This window comes from Oscillatoria sp. CS-180 (assembly GCF_028330965.1).
Classification (GTDB): domain Bacteria; phylum Cyanobacteriota; class Cyanobacteriia; order Phormidesmidales; family Phormidesmidaceae; genus Halomicronema.
Genome location: NZ_JAQMUB010000007.1, coordinates 20,647 through 35,862 on the forward strand (window position 1 = coordinate 20,647; position 15,216 = coordinate 35,862).

General features: G+C 53.1%; 8 protein-coding genes. All 8 read right to left on the reverse strand.

Going from position 1 to position 15,216, the window contains the following annotated elements; translation table 11 throughout:
- Nucleotides 1-26 precede the first annotated feature (26 nt).
- On the reverse strand, nucleotides 27-2,258 hold the full coding sequence (locus tag PN498_RS01155; RefSeq protein WP_272060836.1) for a cadherin domain-containing protein: 2,232 nt from the start codon (nucleotides 2,256-2,258) through the stop codon (nucleotides 27-29).
- Between the two features lie 54 nt (nucleotides 2,259-2,312).
- Complete coding sequence (locus tag PN498_RS01160; RefSeq protein WP_272060837.1) at nucleotides 2,313-3,428, reverse strand: TIGR03032 family protein; 1,116 nt, start codon at nucleotides 3,426-3,428, stop codon at nucleotides 2,313-2,315.
- A 1,392-nt stretch (nucleotides 3,429-4,820) separates the two neighbouring features.
- Nucleotides 4,821-6,227: a uracil-xanthine permease family protein gene (locus tag PN498_RS01165; protein ID WP_272060838.1), complete on the reverse strand. Its 1,407-nt coding sequence runs from the start codon at nucleotides 6,225-6,227 to the stop codon at nucleotides 4,821-4,823.
- Between the two features lie 66 nt (nucleotides 6,228-6,293).
- Nucleotides 6,294-8,225, reverse strand: coding sequence for a hypothetical protein (locus tag PN498_RS01170; RefSeq protein ID WP_272060839.1), 1,932 nt, complete (start codon nucleotides 8,223-8,225; stop codon nucleotides 6,294-6,296).
- Nucleotides 8,226-8,270: 45 nt separating this feature from the next.
- A complete protein-coding gene (locus tag PN498_RS01175) occupies nucleotides 8,271-9,503 on the reverse strand; it encodes a hypothetical protein (protein WP_272060840.1) in 1,233 nt (410 codons plus the stop codon).
- Nucleotides 9,490-10,185: a 2OG-Fe(II) oxygenase gene (locus PN498_RS01180; RefSeq protein ID WP_272060841.1), complete on the reverse strand. Its 696-nt coding sequence runs from the start codon at nucleotides 10,183-10,185 to the stop codon at nucleotides 9,490-9,492. Before PN498_RS01180 ends, PN498_RS01175 begins: the two co-directional genes overlap by 14 nt.
- A gap of 103 nt (nucleotides 10,186-10,288) precedes the next feature.
- Nucleotides 10,289-11,755: an MBL fold metallo-hydrolase gene (locus PN498_RS01185; protein ID WP_272060842.1), complete on the reverse strand. Its 1,467-nt coding sequence runs from the start codon at nucleotides 11,753-11,755 to the stop codon at nucleotides 10,289-10,291.
- A gap of 35 nt (nucleotides 11,756-11,790) precedes the next feature.
- The gene (locus PN498_RS01190; protein WP_272060843.1) at nucleotides 11,791-15,174 is read right to left on the reverse strand and encodes a type 2 lanthipeptide synthetase LanM family protein; all 3,384 of its coding nucleotides are present in this window, start codon (nucleotides 15,172-15,174) and stop codon (nucleotides 11,791-11,793) included.
- Between the last annotated feature and the right edge of the window lie 42 nt (nucleotides 15,175-15,216).

The window sequence follows — 15,216 nt, forward strand, 5'->3', positions numbered from 1 at the left end:
GCTCAATCAAACCTTTTGCCTGTGGCCTAGAAAATGAAGTTATCGGCCTGGTTCAGCGCTGCGGGGGCAACGCCCTCAACGGTTAAAAAGTTGCGGGCCTGGGCGGGACCCTCATCGCCATCGGGGTCGATCGCCACAAGGCTGCCGCTGCCTCGCGAGCGGAACTGCACCAGCCCGTCGCCAATGGGGTCACTGCCGGCATAGCCGAGTCGCTCTAGCAGTGTCGTCAAGACAATCTGGTCTTCGCCCACCGTGAAGTCGGTGATGGTGTCGCCGCCATCCACCGGGCTGGTGTAGATAAACTGGTCTCGACCGTCGCCGCCGGTAAGCCGGTCGGGGCCTTGGAAGCCCGTGATGCGTTCATCGGCCTCGGTGCCGGTGAGGGTGTCACGGCGGCGAGTGCCGGGAAGATCAATAAACTCATCGACATCGGTGACGGTGATGGTGAGCGACTGAGTATCGCTGAGCCCACCACTGTCGGTGACAGTAACCGCCACTTCGTAGATGTTGTCAGCGCCGACATCGAGCGGATTCTCAAAGTCGGGCGGCGTCTGAAAGGTGAGTTCTCCGGTATCGGCATCGAGAGCAAAGAGTGCCTGGTCATCGCCCCCGCTGAGCTGGTAGGTGAGGCCATCGCCTTCGCTGTCGGCGTCATCAGTCGCATTGAGGTCAGCGACGGCAACAGTATTTTCGGCCACGGTGAAGGCGGTGGCGCTGAGGTTGAGACTAGGAGGCTGGTTGGTGCGACGGCCAAAGATCACATAGCTTTCACCCGCATACTCGGTGCCATTGGGGTCGGCCCGCTCAGCGCCGATAATCAGGTCATCAATACCATCACCGTTGATATCCCCTGCGCCGCTGACCGCACGGCCAGAGAAGTCACGCCTATCAATGCCGCTAATGATAAAGCCGTTGCTACCATCCAGGGCAGACAGCTCCAGGGTGTCGCTAAAGCCCCCGGTGCGGCCAAAGATGACGTAGCTCTCGCCAGCCCCGACGTTGCCATTGGGGTCGGCACCATAAGCGCCGATAATCAGGTCATCAATACCATCACCGTTGATATCCCCTGCGCCACTGACCGCACGGCCAGAGCGGCCACCGATATCAATGCCATTGATGACAAAGCCGTTGCTGCCATCCAGGGTAGACAGCTCCAGGGTGTCGCTAAAGCCCCCCGCGCGGCCAAACACCACATAGCTCTCACCGGCCACTCCGATGCGGTTGGGGTCAGCACTATCTGCCCCGATAATCAGGTCGTCGAAGCCATCGCCGTTGATATCCCCCGCACTGCTGACTGCACGGCCGGAGTAGTCACGCGCATCAATGCCCTTGATGACAAAGCCGTTGCTGCCATCCAGGGCAGACAGCTCCAGAATGTTGCTAAAGCCTCCCGCACGGCCGAACACCACATAGCTCTCACCGGCCAGTCCGTTACCATTAGGGGAGGCACGCTCAGCGCCAATAATCAGGTCATCAATACCATCGCCGTTGATATCTCCCGCGCCGCTGACCGCACTGCCAGAGAAGTCACCCGCATCAATGCCGTTAATGACAAAGCCGTTGCTGCCATCCAGGGCAGACAGCTCCAGGGTGTCGCTAAAGCCCCCCGCGCGGCCAAACACCACGTAGCTCTCTCCCGCATCAATGTTGCCATTAGGGTCGGCAAAGTCAGCGCCGATAATCAGGTCATCGAGGCCGTCACCGTTGATATCCCCCGCACTGCTGACCGTACGACCGGAGAGATCACGCGCATCAATGCCATTAATGACAAAGCCGTTGCTGCCATCTAGGGCAGACAGCTCCAGGGTGTCGCTAAAGCCCCCTGTGCGGCCAAACACCACGTAGCTCTCTCCCGCGTACTCGTTACCATTAGGGTCGGCAAAGTCAGCGCCGATAATCAGGTCATTAAGGCCATCACCGTTGATATCTCCCGCACTGCTGACCACACGGCCGGAGTAGTCACGCCCATCAATGCCGTTGATGACAAAGCCGTTGCTGCCATCCAGGTCGGCGAGATTAAAACTGCCATTACTGCCGACCCCACTGCCACCAAAGACGACGTAACTCTCCCCTGCTCTATCGTTGCCATTGGGGTCGGCCCGCTCAGCGCCGATAATTAGGTCATCGATGCCGTCGCCGTTGATATCCCCCACACTGCTAACCGAAACGCCAGAGCGGTCACCTACATCAATGCCGTTAATGACAAAGCCGTTGGTGCCATCTAGATCAGATAGGTTTAATACTGGGTCAAAGACCATACCAAAAATCTCCATTTACGTAGTTACATCTCATTCAGAGATGAGCTGAGGTGCTCACTCCGCAAACTCACCCATCGAAATCACCCGGCGAATCGCATCCTGACGAAAGCCAAGCGCCATGGGCCGCCGCACCTGCGGGAGCACCGCCACGTCATACAGCTCATGAATCACCCCCGAAATGCGCAGGGTATGCACCAAATCACCGCTGCGCAGGTCGATCACCCCCAGCCCACAGCGGGGCGTCGCCCCTTTCGCCACCAGCGCCTCGTCGAGGGCCAACCCTTGAAAGCTTTGGTTGTGGCGCGGCTCCGATAGCCCCACCACGGCAAAATCGCCCACCATCGTTAACCCCCGCAAATAGCCGGGGCAAAACGCCACCGGCTCAAACCGGCCCGTCGCCAGATCGATATAGCCCAACTCCCCCGTGCCCGAATTCAGCAGCCAGAGGCGATCGCGATACCACCGGGGCGAATGGGGCATCGACAGCCCCATGGCGATGATTTCGGAAGTGGGCACATCGATGACGCAGCCCCCCGCCTGCCGCTGCTCGCGCCAGCCATCGGCCACATCGCTCTGACTAATCGCCGTCACATAGCGGGCCTGCCCGTCTCGCAGGGCCAACCCATTGAGATGACAGCGATCTTCAGCCGCGAGCTTGGTGATAAACGGCGGCTGCCACACCGGCACAAAGCTGTGGGTCAGACTTGGCTGGGCCAAACAGCTAAACAGCGTATTGACAAACAGTGGACGAGCCGCCGCCGCACTGGGCACCGCCACATCGTGAATATCTAAATCGGCAGTGACATAGCTCATTTGCGGTACATAGAGCGCGTCATAGCCCTCGTGGGTTTGACCTGCCGCTAGCACGTTTTCAAACCGCCAGAGCTGATAGAGCGTACTCAACCACAGCGTATTGCCCTGCACACAGAGCCCCATGCTGCGCTCAAAGGTGCGCTCAAACACCGACAGCCTGCCGTTGGGCTGTAGGCCAATGAAAAACAGCTTGCCCGCCTGATAGGTGCTGAACGCCAGGCTGCACTGCTGCTCGGCCAGCCAGGGCACAAACTGCCGCGAGGCATTGATTTCTAATGTGGGCGACGGCTTGGCAGCATGAAGTTGTGGGTCCGAGGGTGTTCGGGAGGGGGGCGATTGAGCGATCGTGTTGGTCATGGCTAGGTTCCGGTTAGAGGTTAAACGGGGTGGGGCTTGGCGATGGACTCGTGGTGAGCAAAGGAGTTGGCAAAACTAGTGTTGAAGCCGTTCAATCGACTTTGAACCCTCAGTTCTAGCGGCTAGCAGCCTCTGAATCTGTCAAGGGGTGAGGCAAAAGCGCGCAGCATCGTAACTGAGCATCGCCAAAACTCCTCGGGCGATGCCATTCTTGATTGCTGGGTCTATGACTCTCTGCGATTGGTCTTCAGGGATGAGAGTCGGTGCGTAAACTCACCCGCCCCCTTAACGGTCAGACTGACCTCACTCCGGAGGAAAACGCCAGACGCGGTTGGAGAATTTGAATTGAGGATTTAGGGGGCACTCATGCAGTGTGCATATGCAAGCGCTCAACATGCCTATCACAGTAGAAATTTCATAACTGTTGGATCTGCACCGCTTCGGCTGCCTCGCCAACGCCAATGGCGACAGCACTTGTCAAGCCTAATATCGTTTGTTTCAGCATCGTAATTTCCGCCAGAAAAACAATAGTTACGAATAAAAGCTCATCTCAAGCAGGATAAGTAGAATCACTGAATACCTTGAATGCTATGTGTACAAATATATTGAAAATATTCGCTTTAAAGTGCTATTTAAAGGCGGCTTTCCAGAAACTTTATAGACCTGCAGAGGTAAGTGAAAACGATCTTTATCAGCCCAATTATTCCTGCATATAAATTTAAAAATGAATCTATTTGTAGGGTATGCACTCAAAATTTTCAGAATTGCAGTCGACAATATTTGTTTATATCTTTAAAGACTGGATAGCTTTACTGGAGATAAATTTAGCGATCAGAGGCGTTCATCATAAATAACTTTTTTGATTCTATTAATATTAACTATAGATAAATCTATCTAGACTTAAATAACTTTTTATAGATCTGCTTATTCATCAATCTCGGCCATCATCGACCCCATATTGAATTAAATTTTGTGTGTCTAAATCCGATTCTACACTCCATTGAGAGAATTTTCTTGATAGATAAATTCGCTGCATATACATAGGGAATCCCGTTGTGTGATGGGGTCCCTCGGTGATTTTGAAAAGCTCTACAAAGTTAGCGATGGTGTTGATTTCAGAATTAGTGCGATCAAACAGAAAAAGTCTCTCAGTCTCCATCTGCCGTAGTGGCTAAAACTGTGCCAGTTGAAAGGACTCAGATCTTGCAGTTGTCCCGACATTGCCTGGTCTGGCCCCCCTGCCCCCCAAATTTGAGGGACTTAGGGGGCAAATGCAGGATGCTGATGCACTAGCGTAAGATCTCAGAAGGACGGATATCAGTTCTACGAGGAGTTCTTGTAAACGGTGTTGCTCTGTATCTCTGCGTCCACTGCCATCACCACTCACCCCCCTTATTCCCTAGGGCCGGGCAAAACAATATTGAGAAACAAGGCGGTGAGTCCTCCCGTGCTGATGCCGGAGGAAAAAATGCTTTTGATGAGCGGGGGGAGTTGATCCAAAATGTCGGGGACGAGACTAACGCCTAACCCTAATCCCAAAGAGGTGGCCATAATGATGGAAGAGCGTTGATTGAGCTGGACCGAGGAGAGAATTTTGATGCCAGCGACCGCGACTGAGCCGAACATCATGATGGTGGCTCCCCCCAAAACCGGCTGCGGAATAGTTTGAAAAATGCCGGCCACAATGGGCAATATCCCTAAGAGCGCAAGAATCCCGGCGATGTAATACCCGACGTAGCGGCTCCCTACCCCGGTTAACTGAATCACGCCATTGTTTTGACTAAAGGTGGTATTGGGGAAGGTATTGAAGACTGCGGCGATCGCCGAATTAATGCCATCGCCCAAAATGCCGCCCCGGATACGCTCAAAATATTTGGGTCCAGTGATGGGCTGGCCCGATAGGAGCGAGGTGGCTGTCAGATCACCCGCTGACCCAATCGTCGTCATCACATACAGAATCGCAAACGGAACAAAAGCAGCGATATCAAAGCCGAAGCCATATCGAAAGGGCATCGGAATATTCACCAGGGATAACTCGCCTAAGCTGGCAAAGTTGACTAAGCCCATCGGGATTGCGACGAGGTAGCCACTCACCAAGGCGATCGCGACCGACGACATGCGCAAAAAGGCACTGCCTAAATTATTCAAAACGACAATCATCGCGAGCACCAAGCCCGCCAGCATCAGGTATTGCGGATCGCCAAAAGTGCCGGCTGCCCGGGCCGCAAAGCCACCCCCCATGCTGGTCAAGCCCACTGTAATCAGCGTCAGCCCAATCAGCGTCACGACCACCCCCATCACTAAAGGCGTCACGACCTGGCTCGCCAATTGAATAAACGGGCTCAGGATGATCTCAATGAACGACCCGAAAAAGCAAAGCCCCAAAATCGTGCCTAGTGCCGCTTGCGAAGTACCCCCGGTGGCGATAACCGCAGCTCCGGTCGTAATGATGGGGTCGATGAAGGCAAAGCTAGTGCCCTGCACACTCAGTAACCCAGACCCAACGGGACCAATCTTTTTAGCTTGAATAAAGGTCGCCACCCCCGAAACAAACAGCGACATGCTCACTAAGTAAGCGCCGTCTGCCGGGGCGAGCCCCAATGCTTCTGAAACAATTAGCGACGGGGTGATGATACCGACAAAGCAGGCAAACACGTGCTGAATCGCGGCAAACAAAGATTCTTTCAGAGGAGGGCGAGCCTCTAACCCGTAAATGAGGTCTGTCTCCACCGTCGCTGCTTTGGGGTGCTCTGGCGGCAAAGGCTGTGATGCGTCTGGGGCAATGTTAGAGTGACTCATGGCGTACTTTTCTAAGCGTGTTAGTTGCACAAAATGAAAAAACGGTTGGTCGCCAACTGGCAAAGGTTAATGACTCAGAGGACTAATCTTTAAGGCTGTTGCTTCAGGTCTGATCCGACTGTGTATGGGATTCTGCCCTACAGAGCGGACATAGGGCGGAAGAGCAAATTTAGCAATGTAACTGTAGTGAGTGCGGCACTGATAGCGAGGATGAACGCCAGCACCGACAGCAGAGTCGACTTGATCAAAAGGCTCAGCTTCGCTCAAGCACGGTTCTGCTAGGGCAATGGTTGCCATTGCGGTCGATATCATGCGGTGGATATCGAGATAGAGGGAAATGCCGTGGGATTGAGTCTCCCCGACGCCTTCAATTGACCTGATCGGCTGCTGAGAGGGATATCCCGGAATCGACCTAGCGCCAAAGGCGTTCATCCAGCTCTGTTGAACCAATTCGTTCTGGGACTGGTTCTGATCCAATCGCAGGCTGGAATAGAAGGGAGCGGCCAACGGCCAGCGACCGTCTGGTTCGATGAAGTCTAGCAGTCGCAATTGGGCCGCAAGCATCGTCCGACTGCGATCGCCCAACAGCTGTAATGTCGCGATCGCCAGCGCGGTAGAAAAGGCGACATCATACTGACCAAAGGAATAATCTTCATTCATGCTGGCCCGGACCTCAGCCCAAAGCTGCTGCCGGAGCGGTTCAGCTCCTGGATCTTCTTGAATGGCCTGAGCCAATATCCAATCCATCAGGTAAGGATTGGCAAAGTACAGACCGCTGCGGTTGTCCATCCCTTGGAACAAATAGTTTTGAAGGACGTCAGTGGATTGCCCTGCCTGCTGCCGGAGGGCACTAATCAGCGCTGTCGTCCCATAGTCAGGCTGACACCAATGACGGCAACTGTCGTCGATGGCCATGTGTTGACCTTGCCGTTCTAAGGCCCAGAGTTGAGGCACGTAGCCTCCTGTTGGGCTAGCAAAGGCTTCTAGCGCCGCTAAAGATGGAAGCATCGCTGCTGCTTCCATCCCCTGCAGGACCAGCGCAGAGTCTGTTGCTGTTAGCAGTCGACCTTGGTGAAAGGCCCAGAGATGCTCCTGTTGATGCTCTAAAAGATAAGTCCGCAGGGTGGCTACGGCTTCAGTGATTGCGGTGTCCGGGAGGGACGGATTGGGGGTCCGTTCTGCGGCGTTGAGGGTCACCTTTAGACCCCGCAACACAAACCCTAAGGGCACCAGGTCACCGTATAAAAACGGGCGATCGGGCAATGGGGGGGAACACAACATCGGCATGACCTGTTGGCAAGCAGACTGTGCCAATTTTGCCAAAGTCGCCGCACTGCGCTGATGCCCCCACCGCAACCGACTCTGGGCCGCTTGCAGCAACCCCCCCTCAAGCGGTGAATCAATATTGCCATGTTGCAGAAAGAATAGATTGCAGTGTCCTGTGCGGCTAAAGTGAGACAAAATCCCGGCATGGATGTGGACGGGTAGCCGATTCTGAAACTGGGCTAGGTAGTAGTCTTTCTGCTCGGTGCCGCCCAAAAACTTGACCCCGACCGCCTGCAGCAGCTCGTAATGCTGAGTCGAGGGCGCTTGGTCAAAGACGGCTTGGGCCTGCCCCACCCCGTTCTCAACTACGATGTGCAGCAATACAGGGTTGTAAGCATCAATCTGCCCCAGTCCCACACAATCGGCAGTATCGACCTCAAACAGCGCCAGTTGCTCGGCAAATCGCTGAGCCAGGCAGGTCTCTGACGTTGCCTGAGATAACCGCTGGCCCGCGATCGGCTCCACCAGATCAGTCCCCGCAGCTTCTGCTAAGAATCGCCCGATGTTGGTCAGCACGACATGGCTATAGGGGGTCAAATCCAGGTCAGCAGGGAGATGGTACATGGCCCGGACCGTCTCTACTGTCGTTATCTGTTGCATGGTGTCTAGGTTAAACAGCACCATCCATTCCAGCGGGGCGGGCAGAATATCGAGGATTTGAGAAATACGCATAGACTTAATTGGGGGTGGAGATATAGCGGGATAGGGGTCCAAGGTTCAGGGAACGGCGTCAAGTTGGGGCCATTGACCTGCCGTTGGCACCGCTAGTTGGCCGGTGGGTTTCCCGATGAGCTGCTGACTGACCCAGCAATACGCTTTAGCTTCCACGATGCGATCCGTGTGAAAGACCAATTTGATGTGGTGCAGACCGCGAAAAAAAACGCCCTCTCGACGGTCTCCCAAAAACTGGGATAGTTGACGCGGGTAGGATGGCCAGCGATCGCGGTGGTCTCGCTCTCGCGCAAAGCCGGGATACTTCAGCAGTGCCACTCGCTTTTCAGGCAAGCACCAGCCCTCTGTCACGAGGTAGTCAAGCAGCTGACTCCAGGCAGGATTGAGCTGAGGTTGGGCCTGGAGATAGCATTCCAGCCCCAGCTTGGGGCTAATTCCTTGAGGGCTCACATCTAGATCAACATCGACCCGTTCAACCCGCTGAGACAGCTTTATCAAATAGAGCAATAGAGTCTCCAGATCCCCCTGCCAATCCAGCCTTGCTAAATAGTTCAACACTTGCTTAGGGGTAATGTTGCGCAGACAAATTCGCACCATATTGACCTGTCGAGCCAACATCAACCCCACCTGAAACACATGGGAGCCCACAGGCAGAGCATCTAGACAGTGCAGGAGTTGAGCTTCTAAAGCGGCATCCATTGGCTGACCCTGTAGCTGAGCGATCGCGGTCCGGGACACCCAATGATGGGGGGGTTCAGTTGCGTGTTCTACCGTATCGGGGCTCACAAAAATGGTTTGAGAACCAAAAAAGCAGCTCGGAATTGGCGGCTCGGCGGAGCTCCCATTGACATCAAACTCTAGCCAGAGGTTATTAACATTGGGATAAAGGTCAGAAGCGGCATCTAGCCAGGTTTGGGTAAACTGCTGTACTTGTTGCCAAACGGGCTCTCTCAAAAGCGCAGCATCTAGGGGATAACGGGGACTTTGTCCGGCAAGAATGCGCTGTCCGACCTCTTCAGACCCAACGGATAGCAAGAAATCTGCTTGGGGGATAGGGTCACCGAGGCGACATTCAAAGCCAAAGAAGTTGGTAATCGGGCCGGGGAGCCATTGGGCGATCGCTTCAATATCGGCCCAGTGAGCAGCATCAATCAGCTGTTCAGAGACGCCGGGTTTAACCAAATCGAGATATTGGACCAGAGAGTTTTCTTGAATACAGACCATGACAACGCAATTCTTAGGATGGCAACGGTAGCTGAGCAGGCTAGGAGAAACCATGGGAGGCCTTGATCTCTCCCCAAATCAGCTCAAATTCAGGAATGCTCTGCAGCACGTCTGCCGCCAAGTTATATTGCTCACAGACCAGGCTGATACGGTAATCTTGGGTCTGCACTGGATTGACAGAATGGGTCAGACTCCCCAGGAAATACAGCAGTGTATTAGTTACGGGCGGTAGCTCAGCGACGGGACGTTGCCCCAGTTTGAGCACCAGTTCTCCGCCGATTAAATCGTCGGGTACCTGCACATACAACACACTGACCAAGGCGGGGTTGATCAGCCGACCAGGATAGCCGCCGAGACTGTTATCAACATGGGGGCTTACTGCACTCCCGGCTGACAACACCAGCGGATTGAGATAGAAAGCATTACAGGCTGATTTCAGAACCCGCTGTAGATAGGGGGCAAAGGCCGGAAACTGCTCTCTCACCCGATCAATGCCCGACCGGGTAAACACAACAGAGAAACCTCGGCTGCCTTGAAAGCTGTTGCTCAATTGGTTCTGGGCCAAGTAAGGGGAGTTGACGATCGCCTGCTGTAAATTCGCTAATTCGACAGTGGTCAAAAAGTCAGGCTTACGGGCATAGCAGTTGGGCACTGGCAGCAAGTATTCCAACTGGAGGCGCTGTATCGGGCCAGTCGCCTTGGGTAAACGGCAAGGGAGAGAAGCAGTAACGTTCATAAATCAGTGGGATGTAGTAAAGGAATAGTCCCGATTCGAGCTGAGGTTGGTCGGTTCGCAGCAGCTCCAGGGGCTGTCCACGTCAACAATTCCGGTCAAGCATTCAATAAAACGCTGGTCTACAGGCCAGCGATGCGGCCTCCCTCGCCGCCGTGCAGAAATAGCCATCTCCAATGCACCAGGGAATCAGTTGGGTATTGCACCCCCGCCGAGTCAGTTCTGCTTGAGTAGCTTGCAGCAGGCTTTCGTCCTGTTCGGTAGGGTGACCCAACTCAGCCCAACTGTGGGCATAGGGAAGACAGGCCCTGGCTGCCACGATTTGGCAAATCTCCGCAACCCCCGTGGGTCCCAGGGTTGATAGGTAAGCGCCCTCTTCCTTGCCAATCGTGGCGAAGATTTGGGGATTGCTGAGCATGGTGCCCAGAATATCGAGTCCCCAATCGGATAAATCCGTTCCGATGGAGTTAAACGATAAGGGCTGGAAGTTGCTCAGCACCATATCAATGGAGCCAAACGTTTGCCCTATCCTCTGGGCTACTTCGCGCATAGACCCCATTGGGTCGGTACCCGCATCAATTAAAAACCAGGCGGTGTAGTCTGCTGTTTCTATCAGGTAGGTGTTGCCCCAGTTGCGCAAGTCGGGATGTCGGGGAATATCGTACCGAGGCACTAGAGGTTGCTCGCCATAAAAGGGCAGCACATGGACCTTCATGTCACCAATAGAAATCGGCTCAGCATACCAGTCCACCGCAATGACCCGCTCAAACCCCAGTTCCTGTAAACGAGTTGCCATGTCGTCACAGGTAATTGAGGCTCTAGGCACCTTGGGCACAATGATGGGAATATCTGGCGCAAACTGCATCAAGGTAGGCAGATGCCAGTGGTCGTAATGGTTGTGGGAAATCAGGATGCCATCTACATAGCCCTCCAACATGGCTCGACTAATATCCTGCTTAAGACCAGGGATGCTGTAATTGGAATGCAGTTGCGGATCTACTAACAAGCCCGTGGTTTGGCTGCGAAACAGTAATGCGGCATGCTGTAGTCGCATGACCCCAGGTTCGGGGGGCAGTTCCACCCGTTGGGGGGGATCATCTTCTCGCACGACCCAGGCTTTGATCAGACTGTCCAAAAACTTCACCATGCGATCGCTCGATTGCTCACAAATAGCCCTATAGGACAGATCACCCCGACCGCAGAGATGTAATACGCGATGCACGTCGGCCCAGATGGCCGGATCCCGAATCACCTGACTGCCGCCATTATTGAGCAACTGATTGATTTTGGGGTTTATATACGAGAGGGAGAGCGCCGAATTTTGGGTCGGAAATAGATAAGGCTCCTTGAGGGAAAAGCTCTCTACTGGGTTCTGTGGGTCAATATCAAACAGTACCCTGGCGATTTGAGCGTGGTTTTTAGCGGCATCTAAAAGGGCTGTTTCCAAATTGTCGGACTCAACGAACCGATCCAAAATGTCTTGGATAAACGGCTGCATTGCCATGCTGTTGTAGTCGCACAGAGTAAAGGCTTGTAGTTGAGACGTTTTGGTAAAAGACACGGTTTGAGGCATGACGCTATCTCTTTGGTAAAAACCACAAAATTGGGCTAGTGCAAACTCAAGACGGAAGGTAGGCGATCAGGATGGGCTAATCGCAATAACTCGTAGCCAATACCGGCTCGTCCGTAGAAAAAACCTGGATAGGCCACGTTGGAGGGAAAGTTTTGGAACAGGGTGAAGGTGCCTGTTTGTTGGGCTTGGTCTAGCACCTGCTCGGCAGCGTCATAGGCGCTCTGCAATAGCTCTGGTCGACCTAATACTTGAGACGCCTGCAGCAATACCTCGACTCGACCCAAGGTACCCCAAGCGAGAGAGTCGATTCCCCAGACAAGCGCATTTTGAGTGGTGTTGAGGGCCACATCAATTTGTTGACGAATCTCAGGCGTATTGACCACAGACAGACCATTCATGCGTCCCAAAGCGATGCCCGGTGCACCCTGGGCCCAACTCACCTGACAGGTACCATCTGAGGAGCGTAAATCCAACCAGTTTTGCGAGGCTTCTGAGAATTGAGTTTGTTCATAAGCGATCGCCTCGACTGCGGCTGAGCGAAAGCGATCGTCTTGAGTCACAGCAAATAACCTCAGAAGGGCATCGGCAATGCCAGCTGCCCCCTGGGAATAGCCGGTAAGTTTTTTCTCTCGCCAAGTTTTCCAAGCTTTGGGGCCATTTTCTGGACCGGTCTGATGCGCCAGTAAATGTTCGCCACAGGCGATCGCTGTATTGAGGACTTGCTGCCGCCGTTCACCCTCTAAATAAGGCAACAAAGTCAGTAAGTGCACCAAGGTCCCTGCCGACCCGCCAATCCAGTCAAATTGCTGATCCCTAGCAATGGTCTCTGGCGTTATTAGGCTAGCGATGCGATGAGCGTCGTCAATTAGGGTAGGGTCTTGCAGTAGATCACCCATGCGGGTAAGGGCGTATATCCCTGATTGCAGCCTATCTGCTCGTCCTATCTCCGACCACCGCATAGACTTTTTCAGCAGCTCTTTTCGTTGTGAGCTAAGGCTTTGACGAATACCCGCAACGGCTGCCAACGCCATTTCATGCCAGGTGCGTTCACCGGTCACCTGAGCCAGAGCGGCAAAAAATAGACCCATGCCGCCCATGCCCGAATAAAGGCCCACGTCACTGGCACCGACAAAGAAACTCTGGTTGTAGTGGGCATAATTAATGCCCACCCAGGCCGCCATGGTGTGATCTGGGTTCCAAGCGGCTGATTGGCAAAGGCGCTCAGCTAGGGTGGTCGCTGCAGCGAGTAGCTTTTGAGACCGGGGTGTGGCGTTCGTTGCCGAAGCAGACCCTATCAGAGGAGGATATCCGCCCTGTGTCTGAGACGTGGCTTCAGCAGCCTCTGGCAGACGAGGTTCTTTCTGATAGCGAGAATACAGCGATAACAAAATGATCTGCTTCTGAAATTCCAACTCCTCTTCATTTAGGGCTTTTAGCCTTTTTATAACGGCATCAAAACTGCAATAGGGAAAAAAGTTCTCAATGATCACTTCCCCATTGCAATACAAATCAGTGCTGTCAGTCGTGCCGGTAAAGGAAGGAATGTCTAGTTGCTCTAAGCAGTGTTTCTCAGCTTGAAATAAAGGCCACTGTTGAGCTTTTTGATCTTGAGATAAAAAAGCTCGACTGAGGATATCTAATTTAAGACTGCGAGCCACTCCTGCCTGCATGAGTTGAGGCGCGAAAGATGCTGATAGCAGACTGGTATAAACCGTGGTATTGCGAAATAACACTCGGCTTATTTGTCCCTTGAAATTGTCGAGGGGGCTTTCAGATCCTAATAGTTCATCACGATGAGTTATTAGGGTCTGATACATCCTGACAAACCCCTGAGCAATGTCTTCGACATAGCGGTCAGGATAAACTTGTGCTGTTCCTAGAACGGGTAAATTGTCTTTCAGATTGTGACTAGCTTCTGACGGTTCAGTCTGAATAGTCATACCGTCGGTATTGACATTGCGCCAAGCTATTGTGACAGGATGCAACTCTTCACCTGTGCCAAGCCCACTAACATCAATCAATAAATGATTGCGGTTTAAGCTCAAAGACTGATTGGGCAACAAAGATGTGCGCAAAACAGATGTGTTTACTTTTGTGCCCAACTCTATGTAGATATTGGATTGATCAATTACTGGGCGAACGACTGGAGGCACCAGCAAAGTTTCCAGGTCAACCAGCATGGGAAATTCCCCACAGGCTAAAATATTTTCAGCATGAAAATCGTTACCTTCTAGAATATCCACCAGGCATAACAACATGCCCTGTCGTTCATAGAATCGCTGCACAGCGTCTTCAGTTTCACAAGGTCGATAATCAACCCATTCAACCCAGCCATAGTTATTACAATCTAAGACTTTGGGATATTGAAAGGGAAGCAAACTTGAGTGCTGATTGCACCATTCCAGGAGCTGATTGAACGTTGCTGCCAAGCCCAATGGCTTAGGCTTATACACCACCTTTAAACCACTCTCAAATGTGAGGATAGCGACCGTACGCCTACCCTCATGCGGATCAGACAAATTAGACTGAATTGCGGTTACTCGCCGCAACGGTTGTCCTGACGCAAACTGCTGCTCAATCCGAGTCCAGTCTTGTTGCAATCGGCTTAAGAATTCGTCAGTAGCCTCTACCCATAGATCGACGAGAGTCGCCATCAACCGACCTAACGCACTGTGCTCAGCAAACAGGGACGCCATGCCGTCGGTCAGGTGTTTTTCTATAAAGGATCGATACAGGTCAGTTCCTGGCTCCCGCTGCACCGAAGTTAGAAAAAATAGGGCTAAGGGTCTGCGGGCTGAACGCGACTCGTTAAAAAGCACCATCAATGTCGGTGTCGCGATCTGGGCAATGGCATCTAGTAATGCTAGACAAACAGACTCCCAAGCTTCTGAAGACAGCAGCGATTCATACTGACCAACTTGAGACTTGAAACGCTGTTGAGCAACGGCGATCGCCGGTAGGCACAACTCTTGAAACGGGACAGGATCGGGCGGCTGAGGCAAATCAGGATAATCCTCCGGACGAAACCCTCTGGCAACGGCCATAATCTGAGCCAGGGTCGTTGTCCAGGCAGGCAAGTAGTCAGGTTTGATTTGGTCTCCCTGCAATAAAATGCGCTGCACCATATCGGGAGTAATGTGGTCCCAATTGAGTCGCCGTTGAAACTTAATCGGGTCCCCTTTAAAGACTTGTCCACACCAAAAATCGAGCCGTCGCTCAAACTCTTCCTGCTGTTCCGTCGATAGGGCTACTGTCGATGCCTCAGTCTTCTGCACTTGCTCCCAATTCCGAATGGCGGGAAGAATTTCCGTCAAGTAACTCGCTCGTGCTGCGACGGCCAGAAAATAGTCATCAGTAACTTTAGTCGAGGTGTTCGTGAGTACTTTTTCCTGGCTTAAGGTCTTCAAAGAACTTGCCATGAGGTTAACCATCAGAAAGCAGAACAACAAATGCAGAACTGA